Source organism: Arthrobacter senegalensis (assembly GCF_059091765.1).
The window spans coordinates 36,896-55,568 of record NZ_JBNHGZ010000004.1; the positions used below are offsets into that span (position 1 = coordinate 36,896).

General features: G+C 68.9%; 19 protein-coding genes. 3 read left to right on the top strand and 16 right to left on the bottom strand.

Annotated elements, in window-relative coordinates; translation table 11 throughout:
• Positions 1-161: 161 nt before the first annotated feature.
• Complete coding sequence (locus AC5RVG_RS13090) at positions 162-773, top strand: class I SAM-dependent methyltransferase (protein WP_494014165.1); 612 nt, start codon at positions 162-164, stop codon at positions 771-773.
• Positions 774-783: 10 nt separating this feature from the next.
• Here the strand turns inward: AC5RVG_RS13090 and dapF are convergent, their stop codons facing one another.
• From dapF to AC5RVG_RS13125, 7 genes are all read right to left on the bottom strand, one after another.
• Positions 784-1,704: a diaminopimelate epimerase gene (gene dapF / locus AC5RVG_RS13095; RefSeq protein ID WP_494014382.1), complete on the bottom strand. Its 921-nt coding sequence runs from the start codon at positions 1,702-1,704 to the stop codon at positions 784-786.
• Between the two features lie 8 nt (positions 1,705-1,712).
• On the bottom strand, positions 1,713-2,642 hold the full coding sequence (gene miaA, locus AC5RVG_RS13100; RefSeq protein WP_494014166.1) for a tRNA (adenosine(37)-N6)-dimethylallyltransferase MiaA: 930 nt from the start codon (positions 2,640-2,642) through the stop codon (positions 1,713-1,715).
• A 5-nt stretch (positions 2,643-2,647) separates the two neighbouring features.
• Positions 2,648-4,165: a tRNA (N6-isopentenyl adenosine(37)-C2)-methylthiotransferase MiaB gene (gene miaB, locus AC5RVG_RS13105; protein ID WP_494014167.1), complete on the bottom strand. Its 1,518-nt coding sequence runs from the start codon at positions 4,163-4,165 to the stop codon at positions 2,648-2,650.
• Positions 4,166-4,219: 54 nt separating this feature from the next.
• Positions 4,220-5,101 (bottom strand): hypothetical protein, encoded by an 882-nt coding sequence (locus AC5RVG_RS13110; RefSeq protein ID WP_494014168.1) that lies wholly within the window; start codon positions 5,099-5,101, stop codon positions 4,220-4,222.
• Between the two features lie 57 nt (positions 5,102-5,158).
• The gene (locus AC5RVG_RS13115) at positions 5,159-5,635 is read right to left on the bottom strand and encodes a regulatory protein RecX (RefSeq protein ID WP_494014169.1); all 477 of its coding nucleotides are present in this window, start codon (positions 5,633-5,635) and stop codon (positions 5,159-5,161) included.
• Positions 5,636-5,716: 81 nt separating this feature from the next.
• A complete protein-coding gene (gene recA, locus AC5RVG_RS13120) occupies positions 5,717-6,769 on the bottom strand; it encodes a recombinase RecA (protein ID WP_494002399.1) in 1,053 nt (350 codons plus the stop codon).
• A gap of 193 nt (positions 6,770-6,962) precedes the next feature.
• Entirely contained in the window at positions 6,963-7,184 is a 222-nt protein-coding gene (locus AC5RVG_RS13125) for a DUF3046 domain-containing protein (RefSeq protein ID WP_494002400.1), read from the bottom strand.
• Positions 7,185-7,314: 130 nt separating this feature from the next.
• On the opposite strand from AC5RVG_RS13125, the gene AC5RVG_RS13130 reads away from it, so the two are divergent.
• Positions 7,315-7,797: a MarR family winged helix-turn-helix transcriptional regulator gene (locus AC5RVG_RS13130; RefSeq protein WP_493977755.1), complete on the top strand. Its 483-nt coding sequence runs from the start codon at positions 7,315-7,317 to the stop codon at positions 7,795-7,797.
• Positions 7,798-7,899: 102 nt separating this feature from the next.
• On the opposite strand, the gene AC5RVG_RS13135 is transcribed toward AC5RVG_RS13130, so the two are convergent.
• The 7 genes from AC5RVG_RS13135 to AC5RVG_RS13165 all read right to left on the bottom strand — a co-directional run bounded on the left by AC5RVG_RS13135 (position 7,900) and on the right by AC5RVG_RS13165 (position 16,103).
• A complete protein-coding gene (locus AC5RVG_RS13135; RefSeq protein ID WP_493977754.1) occupies positions 7,900-8,337 on the bottom strand; it encodes a helix-turn-helix domain-containing protein in 438 nt (145 codons plus the stop codon).
• Between the two features lie 95 nt (positions 8,338-8,432).
• The gene (locus AC5RVG_RS13140) at positions 8,433-8,960 is read right to left on the bottom strand and encodes a CinA family protein (RefSeq protein ID WP_494014170.1); all 528 of its coding nucleotides are present in this window, start codon (positions 8,958-8,960) and stop codon (positions 8,433-8,435) included.
• Complete coding sequence (gene pgsA, locus AC5RVG_RS13145) at positions 8,957-9,562, bottom strand: CDP-diacylglycerol--glycerol-3-phosphate 3-phosphatidyltransferase (RefSeq protein WP_494002402.1); 606 nt, start codon at positions 9,560-9,562, stop codon at positions 8,957-8,959. The genes AC5RVG_RS13140 and pgsA overlap by 4 nt, the downstream gene beginning before the upstream one ends.
• A gap of 64 nt (positions 9,563-9,626) precedes the next feature.
• Positions 9,627-12,482: an FtsK/SpoIIIE family DNA translocase gene (locus AC5RVG_RS13150; RefSeq protein WP_494014171.1), complete on the bottom strand. Its 2,856-nt coding sequence runs from the start codon at positions 12,480-12,482 to the stop codon at positions 9,627-9,629.
• A 75-nt stretch (positions 12,483-12,557) separates the two neighbouring features.
• The gene (locus AC5RVG_RS13155) at positions 12,558-14,249 is read right to left on the bottom strand and encodes a ribonuclease J (RefSeq protein ID WP_494014172.1); all 1,692 of its coding nucleotides are present in this window, start codon (positions 14,247-14,249) and stop codon (positions 12,558-12,560) included.
• A 7-nt stretch (positions 14,250-14,256) separates the two neighbouring features.
• Positions 14,257-15,168, bottom strand: coding sequence for a 4-hydroxy-tetrahydrodipicolinate synthase (gene dapA / locus AC5RVG_RS13160; protein ID WP_494014173.1), 912 nt, complete (start codon positions 15,166-15,168; stop codon positions 14,257-14,259).
• A gap of 131 nt (positions 15,169-15,299) precedes the next feature.
• Entirely contained in the window at positions 15,300-16,103 is an 804-nt protein-coding gene (locus AC5RVG_RS13165; RefSeq protein WP_494002406.1) for an alpha/beta fold hydrolase, read from the bottom strand.
• Between the two features lie 115 nt (positions 16,104-16,218).
• On the opposite strand from AC5RVG_RS13165, the gene AC5RVG_RS13170 reads away from it, so the two are divergent.
• Positions 16,219-17,403 carry a heparan-alpha-glucosaminide N-acetyltransferase domain-containing protein gene (locus AC5RVG_RS13170; protein ID WP_494014174.1) on the top strand — a complete coding sequence of 395 codons (1,185 nt, stop codon included), beginning with the start codon at positions 16,219-16,221 and terminating at the stop codon, positions 17,401-17,403.
• Between the two features lie 5 nt (positions 17,404-17,408).
• Here AC5RVG_RS13170 and AC5RVG_RS13175 read toward each other — a convergent pair whose 3' ends face one another.
• Both AC5RVG_RS13175 and dapB read right to left on the bottom strand, forming a co-directional pair.
• Positions 17,409-17,915 (bottom strand): tetratricopeptide repeat protein, encoded by a 507-nt coding sequence (locus tag AC5RVG_RS13175; RefSeq protein WP_494002408.1) that lies wholly within the window; start codon positions 17,913-17,915, stop codon positions 17,409-17,411.
• Positions 17,912-18,667, bottom strand: coding sequence for a 4-hydroxy-tetrahydrodipicolinate reductase (dapB, locus tag AC5RVG_RS13180; protein ID WP_494014175.1), 756 nt, complete (start codon positions 18,665-18,667; stop codon positions 17,912-17,914). The genes AC5RVG_RS13175 and dapB overlap by 4 nt, the downstream gene beginning before the upstream one ends.
• Positions 18,668-18,673: the final 6 nt, after the last annotated feature.

Here is an 18,673-nt window from a genome sequence, read left to right on the forward strand (position 1 = left end):
GTCAAGGCCTCAACCATCGGCACGCGCTGTCCGGCTACGAGCGGGGACAGCAGGTTACGGCGCAATCACAGGTTTTTCATGCCTCCCACGGTATCAGAGCGGACGTTGCTTAGGTGGGCCTAGATACCGATTCCGCGGTCGGCGCACTAATCTGGCCGATTATGGGAACAGAGCACTACTTCAGCGCGCAACCAGGCAATCCCGAGGTTCGCCGCACCCTCGCCGTCGAGCTGGATGGCCGCATGCGGCAGCTGCAAACAGCTGGAGGCATCTTCAGTCCGGACGGCCTCGACAAGGGCACGGCGGTGCTTTTGGACGAGGTCCCTCCGCCTGCTCCGGAAGGCAACCTGCTCGACGTCGGCTGCGGGTGGGGACCGCTCGCGCTCACCATGGGGCTGAAGTCCCCCGATGCCACGGTGCTGGCCGTGGATGTCAATGAACGCAGCATCGCCCTGACCAACGACAACGCCGCGTCGCTGGGGCTGGCCAACGTCCGTGCCTGCCGCCCGGAAGACGTTGACCCGGCCCTGCAGTTCCACACCATCTGGTCCAATCCTCCGATTCGGATCGGCAAGAGCGAGCTTCACGCACTGTTGCTGATGTGGCTGCCCCGCCTCGCACCCGGGGGCACCGCCTGGCTGGTCGTCCAGAAGAACCTGGGATCGGACTCGCTGCAACGCTGGCTCGCGGCCGAACTGCCGTCGGATTTCGCGGTCAGCCGGGAAAGCACCGCAAAGACGTTCCGGGTGCTCTGCATACGGCGGGCCGGCTGAGCCGCTTCGGTCAGGCCACCACGCCTCGGGACACGAGCACGGCGGGGCCGCTCAGCTCCACATGTTCCCGCCCGTCGGCCGCAGGGATGAACCGGACCCGGACAACGCCGCCCGGCACGCCGACCTGCCAGTCGTCGGGTGCGCCCGCACCCGCCCAGTAGCGGATGGCGGCGGCGGCAGCGCAGGCGCCGGTCCCGCAGGACTGGGTCTCCCCCACCCCGCGCTCGTGCACGCGCATGCTGATGTGCCCGGCGCCGTCGGCGACGAGGGGCTCCGCCGGCACGACAAACTCAACATTCGTTCCGTTCTCCGGGACCGGGTCTACCGCCGGCGCGTGGAACAACTCGGTGGCGGCCAGTTCTTCGAGCCCGGCGAGGGCGACCACTGTGTGCGGGTTCCCCAGACTCACCGACAGTGCCGGCCGCGGCACCTGGAGGCCGCCTGCGGTGACCGTCGAATCCATCGCCCTGGCGGCAGCCTCCGCCGGATAGATGAACTCCCACGGCCCCATGTCCACGGCGTAGCCGTTGGCGGACCGGCTGACCGTTTTGGTTCCCGCCCGGGTCCCGATGGTCAGCGACTCACCGGCCGGCAGCTGGACGAGTCCTTCGGCGAGCAGAAAATGCACGAAGACGCGGACCCCGTTGCCGCACATTTCCGAGGTCGAGCCGTCGGCGTTGTAGTAGTCCATGAACCACTCGGCCTCCGGCGCGCTCTCCAGCAGCTCGCGGCCCTCGGGCAGGTGCCGGGACCGGACCGCACGGATGAGCCCGTCGGCGCCGATGCCGAGGTGGCGGTGGCAGAGGCCGGCGACCGCCTCGGCCCCGAGGCGCTTGGCCCCGTCGGGATCGGCAATGAGCACAAAGTCGTTGCCGGTGCCGTGTCCCTTGGCAAAGGGCAGCCCGGCAAGGGCCGACAGATGATCAGGCATGGGGTTGTTCACGGCTCAAGCTTAGCGATGAGCGCTGCCGCCTTGTCCGCCGCCAGCGGATCCTCCCAGTCCAGCCAGTGAATCCTCGGATCGGCGCGGAACCAGGTCAGCTGGCGCCTGGCGAACTTGCGGGTGGCGGCGATGGTGTCCTCGGCGGCCTCGTCCCGGGTCCATTCACCGTCGACCACCTTCAGGAACTGGGCGTAGCCGAGCGCGCGCGAGGCAGTCCGGCCTTGGCGCAGGCCCTGCCGGTCCAGTGCCGCGACTTCCTCCAGCAGCCCGCGTTCCACCATCGTATGGACGCGGCCGGCCAGGCGGTGCTTGAGCCGCTCGCGGTCCACCCGGAGGCCGATCTGAACGGTCGGGCGGACATACTCCCGCTCCGGCATGTAGGAGCTGAACGGACGCCCGGTCAGTTGCCGCACTTCCAGCGCCCGGATAACCCGGCGGGCGTCGGCCAGCCGCCCGGCGGACACCGGGTCGACCTGCCGCAACCGCTCCCGCATCGCTGCGAGGCCGAGGCTTTCCAGCTCCTCTTCGAGGCCGCGGCGCAGGGCCGGATCGGTACCCGGAAACTCGATCGCATCCAGGGCGGCCCGTACATACAGTCCGGAACCACCGACGAGGATGGCCCGGCGCCCCCGCCCGTGCACGGCGTCGATCGCTTCCCTGGCCTGGTGTTGGTAGGCAGAGACACTCGCCTCTTCCGTCACGTCGAGGATGTCCAGCAGGTGGTGCTCGATTCCTTGCCGCTCGGCCGGATCGATTTTGGCCGTGCCGATGTCCATGCCGCGGTAAAACTGCATGGCGTCGGCGTTGATCACTTCCCCGCCCAGCCGCCGGGCCAGCGCGACGGCGAGATCCGATTTTCCGGAGCCGGTGGGACCGACGACGGCGATGACCGCCGGGCCGCGCGGCGCTTGGGGGTGGACCGGCATCGCCGTCAGGCGGTTCGGCCCGGCAGCGCGGGCATGCCCAGCGACACCTGGGACGGCTTGCCCGCGGCGGCCGGTACCGCACAGGAATCCGCCTGGGAGCGGTCCCACGCGTCCCCGGCGCGCGAGCGGCGCAGCTGGTAGTCCGCTTCGGATGCCGGGTCGGCGATCAGGTGGAACGGTGCCGCCTCGGTGACGGTCACCGTGACCAGATCGCCGGGCCGCGGCGCCGGCGCACCCGCGGGCACGGAAAAGTGCACCAGCCGCTGATCCCGGGCCCGCCCGGAGAGCCGGTGGGTCGCTTCCGCCTTGCGTCCCTGCTGCGCGGTCACCATGACCTCGAGCCGGCTGCCCAATTGTTTGGCGTTCTCTTCGGCGGCAATCCGGTCCTGCAGGGCAATCAGGCGCTCGTAGCGTTCCTGCACCACGGCCTTGGGCAGCTGGTCCGGCAGTTCCGCGGCCGGCGTGCCGGGCCGCTTGGAGTACTGGAAGGTGAAGGCACTGGCGAAGCGGGCCCGTTCCACCACCTCCAGCGTGGCTTGGAAGTCCTCCTCCGTCTCCCCGGGAAATCCGACGATGATGTCGGTGGAGATGGCCGCGTGCGGAATCCGTTCCCGGACCTTCTCGAGGATGCCGAGGAATTTCGTGGACCGGTAGGACCGGCGCATGTCCTTCAGGACCTTGTCCGACCCGGACTGCAGCGGCATGTGCAGCTGCGGCATGACGTTGGGTGTTTCGGCCATGGCCTCGATGACGTCATCGGTAAACGCCGCCGGGTGCGGGCTGGTGAACCGGACCCGTTCGAGGCCGTTAATGCTGCCGCAGGCCCGCAGCAGCTTCGCGAAGGCGCCGCGGTCGCCGAATTCAACGCCGTAGGAGTTCACGTTCTGCCCCAGCAGGGTGACCTCGATGGCGCCGTCGTCGACCAGGGCCTGGACCTCCGCCAGGATGTCCCCCGGCCGGCGGTCGCGTTCCTTGCCGCGCAGCGAGGGCACGATGCAGAACGTGCAGGTGTTGTTGCAGCCGACCGAGATGGAAACCCACCCGGAGTACACCGCGTCGCGCTTGGTGGGCAGCGTCGAGGGGAAGACATCGAGCGACTCGAGGATTTCCAGCTGCGCCTCGTTGTTGTGCCGGGCACGTTCCAGCAGGGCGGGAAGCGAACCCACGTTGTGGGTGCCGAACACGACGTCGACCCAGGGCGCCTTCCGGAGGATCGTCTCCCGGTCCTTCTGCGCCAGGCAGCCGCCGACGGCGATCTGCATGCCGGGGTTGCGTTCCTTCACGGGGGCGAGCTGGCCAAGGTTGCCGTACAGCTTGTTGTCGGCGTTCTCCCGCACCGCACAGGTATTGAACACCACGACGTCGGCCTGCCCGCCTTGGGACTCGACCATGCCGGCCGCCTCGAGGAGCCCGGCAAGCCGCTCGGAATCGTGTACGTTCATCTGGCAGCCGAACGTGCGCACTTGGTAGGTGCGGGCTTCGTGCTGCGTCTCGATGGGCGGGGCTGGGGCAGTCAAACTCACCTTACAAGGGTACGGCCTGCGGCGGGACCGGCCACAATTCGCACGGCCGGCAAATCAGTACCAGTTATTGGCCAGCTGGAAGTCCAGGGCCAGGCACGGCGAACCGTACCGGGACTCGATGTAATCCAGGCCGCGGTCGAGCCGGATCCGGAAAACATACCCGCCGTCGGTCGATTTCTCAACGCTGGCGTTGCCTTCCGACTCCTGGTTCCAGAGTTCTTCGAGGCAGGCCAATTCCCCGGCACCCCAGCCGGGGACCGGGCTTGCTGCTCCGGTGTGGGTGTCGGCTGGCTCCGGGGCGTTCGCGGGCGCCTCGGCAGGAGCCGAGGAGCCGCCCTGGTCTGCCGCCGCGCCGGCCGCCGGTGCCTGTTCTTCGGCCGCGCCGGCTGCGGCCTGCTGATCACTTGCCCCCGGTGCGGTTTGCTCTTCGGCCGTGCGTCCGGCAGCTGCCTTACCGGCTGGGTCTGTCGCCGCGCCCTCCCGTGCCGCGCCCGCCTGCGCTCCGGCGTCGCCGTGTTGCCCCGGATCCGTCGGGCCGGAGGCTTCCTTCTCCGCGGGCTCTGCCGCAGGGGTTTCGGGCGCCGGTGCGGCGGCAGTTTCCTTTTCTTCCGTGCGCGCCTCCGGAGCCCGGGCGGCCTTCGGAGCGGTTGCGTCGGTGGACGCTTCCTCCGTTTGCTGCCGCTGGGCCGCACGCGCCAACGGCCGCTGCCCCTCGTCCGGGTCGCTCCACCCCATCAGCTGCTTCACCGGGGCTGCGATGAATCCCACCGCTGCGGACGGGCTATGGCCGTTGTGGAGGGCGCCCGCTGCCCCGGTTGCGCCGAGGGCGGCCACAGAGCCGAGAGTCAACCCCGCCGCGATCCGGAGGCGGCGCCGCCTGCGGTTGATCCTGCGTAGCTGGGTGGATTTGCGTCGTTGATTCTGCGAGGGGCTCACAGTCGCACAATGATACCGACCAAACCGCGGAAAGTCTCAATTGCATAACGGAGCCGCTTAGAACTCGGGGTTGGCGGCGGTGCCGAGTTCCTCGTCGGCGACCCGGTAGGCCAGCGAGGGCGGATAGCCCTTCCGGGCCAGCATCGAAACCAACCGCCGCAGATGCTTATCCCTGGCCGACCTGTCGTTCAGTTCCCAGTCGGGACGGATCTTGCGGCGAACGAGTCCCCGCGCGGCTTCCAGCTCGTCGTCGGGCGATAGCTGGTCAAGTGCCTGCTCGGCGATGTCGCCGGAAATGCCCTTCTCCCCGAGTTCCCGCTTGAGGGCAGCGCGCGCCAAGGAGCGGGTCTGGGAGCGGCTGCGCACCCACATTTCGGCGAACCCGGCGTCGTCAATGAGATTGACCTCTTCGAATCGGTCGAGCACCGCCTCGGCGACGTCGTCCGGGACGCCGCGCTCAGCCAGCTTTGCGGCCAGCTGCGCGCGGCTTTTCGGGGACCGTGTCAGCGCGCCCAGCACAATCGAGCGTGCCACCGCATGAGGATCCGCCTCGGGCGCCAGGTCGGCCGGACTGCCCGGCGTTGGCCCGGCGGCCGGACCGTGCCTGCGGGCCACCTAGAATCCGTCGACTGCCTTGAGCTTCGGTCCGCCTTCTTCTCCGCTGTCCGGAACGGGGTCGATCCCGAGCTTCTGCCGGATTTTGCGCTCCAGCTCATCGGCCAGGTCCGGGTTGTCGATCAGGAACTTGCGGGCGTTTTCCTTGCCTTGGCCCAGCTGGTCGCCGTCGTAGGTGAACCAGGCGCCCGACTTCTTGACCAGCGCATGTTCCACGCCCATGTCGATCAGGCCGCCCTCGCGGGAAATGCCGTGACCGTACAGAATGTCGAACTCGGCCTGCTTGAAGGGCGGAGCCATCTTGTTCTTGACGATCTTGGCGCGGGTACGGTTGCCCACCGGGTTGGCGCCGTCTTTCAGGGTCTCGATGCGGCGCACGTCGATGCGCACGGAGGCATAGAACTTCAGCGCCTTACCGCCGGTGGTGGTCTCCGGGCTGCCGAAGAACACGCCGATCTTTTCGCGCAGCTGGTTGATGAAGATGGCCGTGGTCTTGGACTGGTTGAGCCGCCCGGTGATCTTTCGCAGGGCCTGGCTCATGAGGCGCGCCTGGAGGCCCACGTGGCTGTCGCCCATTTCGCCCTCGATCTCCGCGCGGGGCACGAGGGCTGCGACGGAGTCGATCACGATGATGTCCAGCGAGCCGGAGCCGATCAGCATGTCCATGATTTCCAGGGCCTGCTCGCCGGTATCCGGCTGCGACACCAGCAGGGCGTCGGTGTCCACCCCGAGCTTCTTGGCGTATTCCGGGTCCAGCGCGTGCTCGGCGTCGATGAAGGCTGCGATGCCGCCGTTGCGCTGGGCGCTGGCCACGGCATGGAGCGCCACGGTGGTCTTGCCGGAAGATTCCGGACCGTAGATTTCCACCACGCGGCCCCGCGGCAGGCCGCCGATCCCCAGGGCAGCGTCCAAGGCGATCGAGCTGGTGGAGATCGTTTCGATCGGGGCGCGCGTGTCGTCGCCGAGCCGCATCACCGACCCCTTGCCGAACTGCTTGTCGATCTGCGCCAGCGCAGCTTCCAGTGCCTTCTCGCGGTCAGCTGGTGCGGCCATTGTTCACCTCAGTCTCTTGCGGCCCTCGGGCCATTTTTTGTCTTGACGTCTTCCGACCGTAACCGCCGGTTCGGACAAAATGGGATCGGCAGCGGAGCGTGTGGATGATCCGTCCACTCGGGGGTCTGTGTAGAAGCTTAGCGGGATCCGAACACACTTTCGAACATATCGGCGTTGGGCGCGGCGTGTCTGTTCAGCCGCGCGGCTCGCGGTCCTTGCCCCAGCGCCGCTCGGGCGGAACGTCCTGGACATCGCAGAGGGCCAGCCACACGGTTTTGGGCGGGATTCCCGCGGCCAGCGCTTCGGCCGCGGTACGGCCCCCGAGTTGACCCAGCACCAGGTCGGCAGCCAGGACATGCGAGTATGCGGGACCGAATTCATCGTCCATCAACCGCCAGAAGTCACTGGTTCGCACGCGTCCATCTTCTCACGTGTCCGTCCGGCCTCAACCGGGCCGGACGGAGATTCGGCGCCGTCGGAATATGGGTACGGCGCGTCAGGCCGCCGTTGCCCTGCGTGTGCATGCTGCTCATTACAATGAGCCCATGACAGACCACGCCACAGGCAGCGCAGATGCAGGGTTCGATGCGGCCATCGAAGCACTGGAACGGCAGCTGAGCCTGCTCTGGCGCCGGGCCAGGGCGAATTCGCACCGGGTGGCACGAAACGTCCACCCGGACATGGAACCTGCCGCTTACGGACTGCTGTTGATCCTGCAGCGGGAGCGCTCCATGCGCCTGACCGAACTGGCGGCCGCCATCGGGGTGGGCAAACCCTCCGTGAGCCGCCAGATCGCCATGCTGGAGCAGTTGGGACTGGTTGGCAAGGAGGCTGATCCACTGGACGGACGGGCCCAATCCATCACCTTGACTCCGGCCGGGCTGGAAAAGCTGGCCGAGGCACAGGCCGCCCGCAAAGTCGCCTTCCACGAGCGGCTTGGCGACTGGTCCGTCGAGGACCTGTCCACGCTGGGACAACTGCTGGACCGGCTGAACGCTTCGTACGCCAACGAGCCGCCCGTCCACTAGCGGCACAACCTCCGGGACGAGAGGCGCGGCGTGGCACCGGCGGGCACAACAAAAACCGGCCGGTCCGCCACGGGGCGGAACCGGCCGGTTCAGGTTTTCGGGTCAGTAGCGGGCGGAAGCCAGCCCGCGCAGCTCGTCGGGCAGCTCGTCGGGAATGGCCCCGACAAACTCCCGGGACAGTTCCTGCGGAACGGTGTCGGGAATGACGACGCCCTCGGCGTCCGCGACCCGGTCGCTGACTTCGCGGAGCATGTGCGACAGGGGAACGTCCAGGGCAGAGCAGATCGAGGACAGGAGTTCCGACGATGCTTCCTTCTGGCCGCGTTCGACTTCGCTCAGGTATCCGAGGGAGACGCGGGCGCTGTGCGACACTTCTCGAAGGGTGCGTCCCTGACGCTGCCGGACATCGCGGAGGACGTCGCCAATCTCGTGTCGTAGCACCACCATCTTGCGCTCCTTCTGCTCCGTACGCGGTTCTTCGGCCAATCCCACATCACGCCAACGGACTACACCGTTTACGGACACGGGCTGCTTTACCATCTGTATCGCCTTGCTCCCTCATGAGGTATGCGGCTTGCGCCGCTGTCTTCCAAGCCTAGGCCAACAACGTAACAGTTGCTGACACCCTTTGATAACTACTGAATCAAAGTTTTTGTTCCCGGGCCCGAATCTCCGGTGCCGGCGGGACCGGGAGCGGCGTCGATCGCGAGGCCCAGTTGTTCGATGGCCGCGTCACACGCCAGCCGCCGGATGCGGGCGCGGTCCCCCTCGAAACGGTATCCGACGGCGCGCGTGCCCTCCGGAGAGGCTACGCCGATCCACACGGTTCCCACGTCCCGTCCCCCGTGCGGTTCCGGTCCCGCCACCCCGGTCGTGGATACCGCAATGTCAGCCTGCAACACGCGCCTGGCGCCGTCGGCCATCTGGCAGGCGACCGCTTCCGTGACCGCGCCCTCGCGCTCGAGCAGGCCCGCGTCGACGCCGAGCACCGCCGTCTTGATCCGGCTCTGGTAGGACACCACGCCGCCGCGGAGCGCGCCCGAAGCTCCCGGAACGGTGGCCAGTTCCGCCGCCACCATTCCCGCCGTCAGTGATTCGGCCGTGGCCAAGGTCACCTTCCGGGCGATGGCGGCCCCTACGACCACGGATGCGGACGTGCTCACGGCCGGCCCTGCGGCTTCGCGAGGGCGGCACGGCGCAGCGCCACTGCCTTGACCACGTAGTCGATGCCTGTTGCGACGGTGACGACGACGGCGACCGCCATGACGGCAAAGGCGACCCAGACGGCCCAGGATCCGAGCCACGCCTCCAGCGGCAGGAGGTACAGGAAGATCGCCAGGGTTTGCAGCACGGTCTTCAACTTGCCGCCGCGCGAGGCCGGCATGACGCCGTAGCGGATGACAACGAAACGCAGCAGGGTGATGCCCAGCTCCCGGACCAGGATGACGACGGTGATCCACCACGGCAGGTCGCCCAGCACCGACAGGAGGATCAGGGCCGCACCGATCAGGAGTTTGTCGGCGATCGGGTCGGCTATCTTGCCGAAGTTGGTGATCAGGCCCCGGGACCGCGCCAGGTCGCCGTCAAGCTTGTCGGTGTAGATCGCGACGGCAAACACCGCCACGGCCAGCCAGCGGAACACCTGCCCTGCTCCGGCGTCGGCCAGCAGGAACCAGATGAAAAACGGGACCAGCAGGATCCGCACGGTGGTGAGGACGTTGGCGATATTGAGCAGGGGCACGGGGCGGGACACTGAATCAGTCACGGTTTCAAGGCTACCCGCCCGCCGTGGCCCTTCGGCCGCCGCCGGCGGGCACGCGACACCCGCCTCAGCGCCCGGTCAGGCTCCAGGCGTCCTCGGACCCTGAATCGTCGTCGTCGTAGTAGTCCTCCGCCTGCGGCCGGGAGTCCAGGTCTTCGGCGACCAGGTCACGCGGGCCCTCGAAGCCGTGGTTCGCGTTGGCGTTCTCCGCCAGCGCCTCCGTCAGCGGATCGGCCTCGCCCGCCGCGGCCGGGGCGGCCGCCGGCGGCTCATCGCCACGGATGGCGGCAAGCGTCGCGGCCAGGTCGTCCGGCTTGACCAGCACGTCGCGTGCCTTCGAGCCCTCGGACGGGCCGACCACGCCCCTGGACTCCAGCAGGTCCATCAGGCGGCCGGCCTTGGCGAAGCCCACGCGCAGCTTCCGCTGCAGCATCGACGTCGAGCCGAACTGCGTGGTGACCACGAGTTCGGTCGCCTGCAGCAACACGTCCAGGTCGTCACCGATGTCGTCGTCGATCTGCTTCTTCGGCGCCTCGACGGCGACGTCGTCCCGGTAGACGGCCTGCAGCTGTCCCTTGACGTGTTCCACGACCTTGTGGATTTCCGATTCGGAGACCCAGGCGCCCTGGACGCGGATGGGCTTGTTGGCGCCCATCGGCAGGAACAAGGCGTCGCCCTGGCCGATGAGCTTCTCCGCGCCGGGCTGGTCGAGCACCACGCGGGAGTCGGTCACCGACGAGGTGGCGAACGCCATCCGTGACGGCACGTTGGCCTTGATCAGGCCGGTCACCACGTCCACCGACGGCCGCTGCGTGGCCAGCACCAGGTGGATGCCGGCGGCGCGGGCGAGCTGGGTGATGCGGACGATGGAGTCCTCGACGTCCCGCGGGGCGACCATCATCAGGTCGGCGAGCTCGTCCACGATCACCAGCAGATAGGGGTAGGGCTTGATCACGCGCTTGGACCCGGCCGGCGGCACAACCTTCCCGTTGCGCACGGCCTTGTTGAAATCATCGATGTGCTTGTAGCCGAAGTTGGCGAGGTCGTCGTAGCGGGTGTCCATCTCCCGGACCACCCACTGCAGCGCCTCGGCCGCCTTCTTCGGATTGGTGATGATCGGCGTGATCAGGTGCGGCACGCCCTCGTACGCGGTCAGTTCCACGCGCTTGGGGTCCACCATGACCATCCGCACCTCGTCCGGCGTCGAGCGCATCAGAATGGAGGTGATCATCGAGTTCACGAACGAAGACTTGCCCGCGCCGGTAGCGCCGGCGACGAGCAGGTGCGGCATCTTGGCCAGGTTGGCCAGCACGAAGCCGCCCTCCACGTCCTTGCCCACGCCCATGACCATCGGGTGCTCGGTCTTGCGGGCGTTGTTGGACCTGAGCACGTCGCCCAGGGAGACCGTTTCGCGGTCGGTATTCGGGATCTCGATGCCGATGGCCGATTTGCCGGGGATCGGCGAGAGGATGCGCACGTCCGAGCTGGCCACGGCGTAGGAGATGTTCTTGGACAGCGCGGTGACACGTTCGACCTTGGTGCCCGGCGCCAGCTCGATTTCGTAGCGGGTCACCGTCGGACCGCGGGAGAAGCCGGTGACCTTCGCGTCCACCTTGAACTGGTCCAGCGTCTCGGTCAGCGCCTTGACGACGGCGTCGTTGGCCTCCGAGCGTTCCTTCGAGGGCGGGCCCGGCGGGAGGAAATCCGAGGGCGGCAGGGTGTAGGCGACGTCGCCGGCCAGCTGCAACTGCTCGGTGCGCTGCGGGATCGGGGTGGTCGGCGGCTGCGGCTGGACCGGGGTGGACGGGACGATGGGGGCGGCTGCCGCCGGCGCGGCGGCAGGCAGCACCGGCAGCGCCTCGGTGGCGCCTTCCGGTACCAGCCCCTGGTTGCGCTTGATTTTTTCGACGGCGAGCTCGGCCTGGGTGGGCCTGCGCACTCCCGGCGGCACGGCCGGTGCCGCCTGCTCCGTTCCGGATTCTTCCTCCGGCTCCCCGGCCTCGATCACCGGTGTTTCGAACGCCTCGTCGAAGAAGAAACCCTCGTCCTCGCCGCCGTCGGTCTCTTCGGCCTTGCGCTTGCCGAAGAGCTTGCGCCGCGGCTTGGGTTCCTTGGCCGGGGCGTCGTCGGCGTAGAGGTAGCTCTGGTCATGCCCGTCGGCGGCCGGCCGGTACCCGGCTTCTGCCGACGGGTCCTGGCCCATCAGGTGTTCGTAGAGCATCCGCAGGCGCATGGGTATGTGGCGGAACGGCGTGGCGGTCACGATCAGGATGCTGGTGAAGGCCAGCAGTGCGTAGAAGGCCACCGCCAGCCAGGTGTTGACCGCTGCAAGCGGCGCGGCAAGCAGGAACCCGGCCATGCCGCCGGCCGCCCACAAGGCATCGAAGCCGTCGGCGAGGGCGGGCTGGCCGCCGATCACGTGGGCCAGCCCGGAACCGGACGCCAGCGCCAGGATAAGGCCGATGGAGATGCGGCTGTTGGCGGGAGAGTCCTCCGGGCAGCGCATCAGGCGCACGGCCATGATCACCAGCAGCACGGGCAGCACCAGCGCCATCCAGCCGAAGGTCCCGCCGGCCATGGCGTGCACGGCGTCTCCGAACCAGCCGTCGAGCGCCCACCACTCGACGGTGGCCACGCAGCCGGCCAGCAGCAGCAGGAAGAAGCCGGTGCCGTCGCGGCGCAGTGCGGGGTCGGGCCGCACATCGGGGCCCAGCTTCCGGACGCCCGCGGCCACCGGACGCGCCACGGCCATCCACAGCCCCTGGATCAGCCGGGCCAGCAGCGGCAGTTGCTCTTCCTGGGGCTGCACCTCGAGCACCTTGGTCTTGCTGGAACGCCCCGAGGAGGAGCGCGCAGTGGTGCCTGTAGCCTTACCGCGCGACTGCTGGGTGCCTTTTCGGGCAGGGGAAGTACGAGTCGCCATAGTGGCTAGGTTACCGGCTGCCCGGCGTGATCCGCGGGATTTGGCTCCGGCGGATCGGCTGCGCCGGGTGCGGGATCAGGCCTCCAGGACCACGGGAACGATCATTGGCCGGCGGCGGTGCCGCTTGTTCACCCACGTGCCGATCACCCGGCGCACGACCTGCTGCAGCTGGTAGGTCGTGTGGTCCATGTTGGTGACCACGGCTTCTTCGAGGGCGGCGATGATCCTGGGTTTGATGTCGTCGAACACCGAATCGTCCTCGGCGAACCCGCGCGCATGGATTTCGGGACCGGAGACGATCTGGCCGGTGCTGCGGTTGACCACGGTGATGACGGAAATGAAGCCCTCCTCGCCCAGGATCCGGCGGTCCTTGAGGTCGGCGTCGGTGATTTCACCGATGCTGGATCCGTCCACATACACGTAGCCGCATTCGATCTGGCCGACAATCCGGGCCGTGCCGTCCTTCAGGTCAATCACCGATCCGTCGTCCGCGAGCAGCACGTTCCCGGCGGGCACGCCGGTTTGCTCGGCCAGCCGCCCGTTTGCAATCAGGTGGCGGGTCTCGCCGTGCACCGGGAGGGCGTTTTTGGGCCGCAGGATGTTGTAGCAGTACAGCAGTTCCCCGGCCGCGGCGTGGCCGGACACGTGGACCTTGGCGTTGCCCTTGTGGATGACGTCGGCGCCAAGCTTGAGCAGGCCGTTGATCACCCGGAAGACGGCGTTCTCGTTGCCCGGGATCAACGACGACGCCAGGATCACTGTGTCCCCCGCGCCGACCTGCACGCGGTGGTCGCCGTTGGCCATCCGCGACAGCGCCGCCATCGGCTCGCCTTGCGACCCGGTGGACATCAGCACGATCCGGTCGTCCGGGAAGTCCTCCACGTTTTTCAGGTCCACGAGGATGCCCTCGGGAACGTTCAGGTAGCCCAGTTTGGCGGCGATGCCCATGTTCCGCACCATCGAGCGGCCGACGAACGCCACATGCCGGCCGTGGGCCGCGGCGGCGTCGAGCACCTGCTGGACGCGGTGCACGTGGGACGCGAAGGAGGCGACGATGATGCGTTTTTGCACCTGCCCGAACAGGCGCTCCAGCACCGGGCCGATTTCCTTCTCGGCCGTGGTGAAGCCGGGGACATCGGCGTTCGTGGAGTCGGCCATGAAGAGATCCACGCCCTCCTCCCCCAGCCGGGCAAACGCGCGCAGGTCCGTGATCCTGCCGTCCAGCGGCAACTGGTCCATCTTGAAGTCGCCGGTGTGCAGCACCGTGCCGGCCGCGGTGCGGATGAAGACCGCCAAGGCGTCCGGGATCGAGTGGTTGACCGCCACGAATTCGCATTCGAAGGGACCGAACTGCTCGACCTGGCCCTCCGCGACGGTGAGGGTCTGCGGTTTGATCCGGTGCTCGGCCAGCTTCGCCTCGACCAGGGCCAGGGTCAGCTGGGAACCGATCAGCGGGATGTCCTGCCGCATCCGCAGCAGGTACGGGACCGCGCCGATGTGGTCTTCGTGCCCGTGGGTCAGGACCACCCCGACGACGTCGTCGAGCCGGTCCTCGATGTACGAGAAGTCCGGCAGGATCAGGTCCACCCCCGGCTGGTGCTCTTCCGGGAACAGCACGCCGCAGTCAACCACCAGCAGCCTGGAGTCGATCTCGAAGACCGCCATGTTGCGGCCGATTTCCCCGAGCCCGCCGAGCGGAACGATCCGGAGCGTCCCCGGTTCAAGCAGCGGCGGCGTGCGCAACTGGGTGATGGTGGACTCGCTCATCGGGCGGTCAGACCCCCAGCGCCAGGCCGGCCTCGGCCAGGTCGGCGCGGACCGGCGCGAGCTCGGCCTCGGTCGGTTCCACCAGCGGGAGCCGGACCACCGAATTGGGCAGGACGCCCTGCCACTTCAAGATCTGCTTGGCGGCGACCGCACCCTGGATGTGTGTCATCACCGCCCGGATGATCGGGTCCAGTTCGAAGTGCAGCCGGCGTGCGGTGGCGAAGTCCCCCGCCAGTGCGGCATCGACGAGCTCCCGGAACTGGCGGGTGGCCACGTGCGCGGTCACGCTGACCACGCCGACCGCGCCGGCCGCCATCAGCGGCAGGGTCAGGCCGTCGTCGCCCGCGTAGACGTCGAGGTCCGTGGCGGCCAGGACGCGGGTGGTCGCGGCGTAGTCCGCCTTGGCGTCCTTGAGCGCGACGACGAGCGGATGCTCGGCCAGCCGGATCAGGGTTTCCGTCTCGATGTTGATGCCGGCGCGGCCGGGGATGTCATAGACCATGACGGGCAGGCCGATGGCCGAAGCGATGGTCTCGATGTGGGCCTGCACGCCGGCCTGGCTCGGCTTGTTGTAGTAGGGGGCGGTGATGAGCAGTCCGTCCACGCCGGCGCTGGCGGCGCGCCGGGAGAGACTGACCGAGTGGCGGGTGTCGTTGGTGGTGGACCCGGCAATGACCTTGGCCCTTCCCCCCACAGCCTCGACGACGGCCCGGAACATGCCCTCGTTCTCGTCGTCGGTGAGCGTCGAGGTCTCGCCGGTGGTGCCGGTGACGACGAGCCCGTCGCATCCGTCCTGGACCAGCTTGTCCGCCAGTTCCGCTGCCTTCCCGTAGTCGACCTCGCCCTCCTCGGTGAAGGGGGTGACCATTGCGGTGACCATGGTGCCAAAGGGATACTCACGAACGTCAGACTCAACCATAGGGAAAACGTTACCGTGTCGGCGGGTCCTATCGGCAATGGCGTACAAGGCGCGACACAGAGCTTCACGTCACGTGCCGCGGCTCCCGCCGCCGTTGCGCCCGGGCCCGGCGGCCGGAGCAGGCGGGCATGTCATCGGGGCGCGGGGAGGCGGCCCAGGAAACCGGTCAGCAAGGCGGTCACTTCGTCCTGGGCGGCGAGGCAGCCGGCGTGGTCCAGGCCCGGCAGCTCGGCAAAGTGTCCGTCCGGCAGCAAGGCCGCGGCCTGGCGCGACTCCGCGGCGCGTGGGTGGTCCTCGCTGCCGGCAATCAGCAGGACGGGCAACCGGATCCGCTGGACCTGGCGGGGATCGAGGCCGGGCAGCTCTTCGCCGGCGCGGAAGTAGGCGGCAAGCGCCGCCGGGTCGTTGGCCAAAAAGGCCTGCCGGGTGGCCGCGTCCACCGGCACGGCGCGGCGCCCGTTCCAGCGGCGGAGGAACTCTTCCATCCCGCCCGTCTCCAGCGCGTCCAGGTAGTCGGGGAAGAAGAGCTTGCCGACCTGGCCGGCCATGCTCCGGTGGGTTCCGCCCAGCATGGTCAGCGAGCGCAGGCGCTGCCGCCGGTACACCGCCATCGCGAGTCCTACCCGCGCGCCGAAAGAATAGCCGAAGTAGTTCACGCTCTCCAGCCCGCAGGCGTCCAGCACCGCTTCGACGTCGCCCATGAAACGCTCCATCGTGTAGGCGCCCACGTCGTGTGGCTTGTCGCTGCGGCCGTGCCCGCGCATGTCCAGCGAAATCACCCGGTGCCGCGGCTTGAGGGCACGCTGGTAGCCCAGCCCCCGCCAGGTGGCCTTGGACAGGGCGGTTCCATGGACCAGCAGCAGCGGCTCCCCGGTGCCGGTGTCCTCGAAGGCCAGGCGCACGCCGTCGTCCCCGTTGACGGCAAATCCCATCATGGCCGCTCCGGGGGTGCGGCAGCCGCGTTCTCCAACCTGTTCATTCCCTCACGGTATCGCGTGCCGGCCGCCGGTCTCACAGCCGCCTCCACGCCCGCTGTGAGATTATCGGTGCATGCGCCCAGGTTCCACCCGCCCGCGGATCGCCGGGATTGATGCCGCCCGCGGCATCGCCTTGCTGGGCATGATGGCGACCCACATCTTTGCGCCGTGGACCGCCGGCACGGACCCGCAGCCGAACTTCGTGGGCCTGGTCCTCTCCGGGCGCTCTTCGGCGCTGTTCGCGGTCCTGGCCGGGGTCGGGCTGGCGCTGCTCACCGGCGGCAGCCGCGGCCACCGGGGCGGGAGCCTGGCCGCGGACCGCGGGGGCATTGCCGTGCGTGCGCTGCTCATTGCCACGGTCGGCATGATGCTGGGTGCGCTGGAAGTCAACGTCGCGGTGATCCTGGTCCACTACGGCGTGCTGTTCCTGTGCGCGCTGCCGTTCCTGCAGCTCCGCCGCGGTGTGCTGGCGCTGTGGGCAACCGGCTGGATCGTCGTCTCGCCGGTGCTGGCCCACGTGCTGCGGCCTTGGGCGGAAGCGGCGGTGCAGCCGGCCGAGCTGGGCCACAACCCCATGGTCTACGACCTGCTGACGCCGGCCACGCTGCTCAGCGATGTTTTCCTCACCGGCTACTATCCCGTGGTGCAGTGGCTGGGGTATCTGCTGGCGGGCCTGCTGATCGGGCGGCTGGAGCTGCAGCGCACCGGCGTGCAACTGGGGCTGCTGGCGGCCGGCGCGGTGCTGGCCGTGGCGGCCAAGGCGGGTTCCTGGTTCCTGATGGAGCGGCTCGGCGGATACGCGGAGGTCGCGGCGACCGAGGCGGCACGGCGGCCGGACTTCGATCTCGTGTACCAGGTGAACATGAGCTGGATCGAGCAGCGCGGCTCGTGGTGGTGGCTGGGCGGCTCGTCGCCGCATGCCGGTACGACCTTTGACCTGCTGCACACGGTGGGCACCTCGGCCGTGGTCCTGGCGGTGTGCCTGCTGCTGACGTCCCGGCTGCCGTGGCTGCTGCTGCCGCTGGCGGGCGCCGGGGCCATGACGCTGACGCTCTATTCTGCCCACGTCTGGGTGCTCAGCGCGTTGCCGCCGGCTGCTCCCGAACTGCCAACCTATCTGTGGCAGGCAGCGGCGGCTGTTGCGCTGGGCATGGCCTTCCTGGCCCTGGGGTGGCGGGGACCGTTCGAGCTGGTGACCTCCACCGCGGCCCGGCTGACCCGTGAGGCGCTGCGGCCGGCGGGCAGCCGCGGCCGCTGAGCCGTTTAGGAGCGGCTGAGGCTGATGGCGTGGCGCATCGACTCGCGGGCACGCTTGCGGTCCCCTGCGGCGTCATAGGCGCACGAGAGGCGGAACCAGCTGCGCCAGTCCTCCGGCGCAGCTTCGGCCTCGGCCTGGTACACCAGGAACTCCCGGTCGGCCGCCTCCCGCACGATGCGCCCGCCGGGCGTGCGCGGCAGGTCGTCCACGGGCAGCCCGCCTTCGGCTTCCAGGGTCCGGGCCAGCCTGGACATCCGCGCGCCGAACAGCAATTCCCGGCTGAGCGCCCAGGCCCCGATGATCGGCAGGACCACCAGCGCAATGCCCAGGCCCTTGGCTACGGGGTCGGGTTCGCTGAGCATCAGCCAGGCCCGCTGCAGCGTGGCTCCCAGGTAGCCCACCAGCAGGACGATGATCACGCCGACCCAGATCTTGGCTCCGTGCCGGGCATACCAGCCGATGCGGTCGTTGCCGCCGTCCGCTGCGGGACCCGTGTGTTCGGCGTTGCTCATGAAAGTTCCAGGTACCCGTCGAGTCCGTAGGTCAGTCCGGGCCGCCCGCCGACGGTCCGGACGCCCAGCAGGACTCCGGGCATGAAGGAGGCGCGGTCGAAGGAATCGTGCCGGATGGTCAGTTGTTCGCCCGGGCCGCCGAGCAGCACCTCCTGGTGCGCCACCAGGCCGCGCAGCCTCACGCTGTGCACGCGCACGCCGTCCACGTCGGCGCCGCGGGCCCCGTCCAGCGCGGTGGTGGTGGCGTCGGGGCCGGCGGGAACGCCGGCGTCCATGCGGGCGGCGGCCACCAGCTGCGCCGTGCGGACCGCGGTGCCGGAGGGCGCGTCCACCTTGTCCGGGTGGTGCAGTTCGATGATCTCCACCGATTCGAAGTACTTGGCGGCGGTGGCGGCGAAGGCCGAGGCCAGCACGGAACCGAGCGCGAAGTTGGGGGCGATCAGCACGCCCGTTCCGGGATGCTGTTCCAGCAGCTCCGCCAGCGAGTCGCGCCTGGCCTGGTCCCAGCCGGTGGTGCCGACCACCGCGTGCATGCCGTGCTCGACGGCGAAGCGGACGTTGGCCTCGGTGTTGTCCGGGGTGGTCAGGTCGACCACGACCTGCGTCCCCGCGGCCACCAGCTCTTCCAGCGCGTCGCCACGCTTCAGCGCGGCCACCAGGTCCAGGTCGGGGGCGCCCTGGATGGCCGCGACGGCCTCGCTGCCCATCCGTCCGCCGGCGCCCAGCACGGCCACCGCAAGTTGCTCAGTCATGCCCTC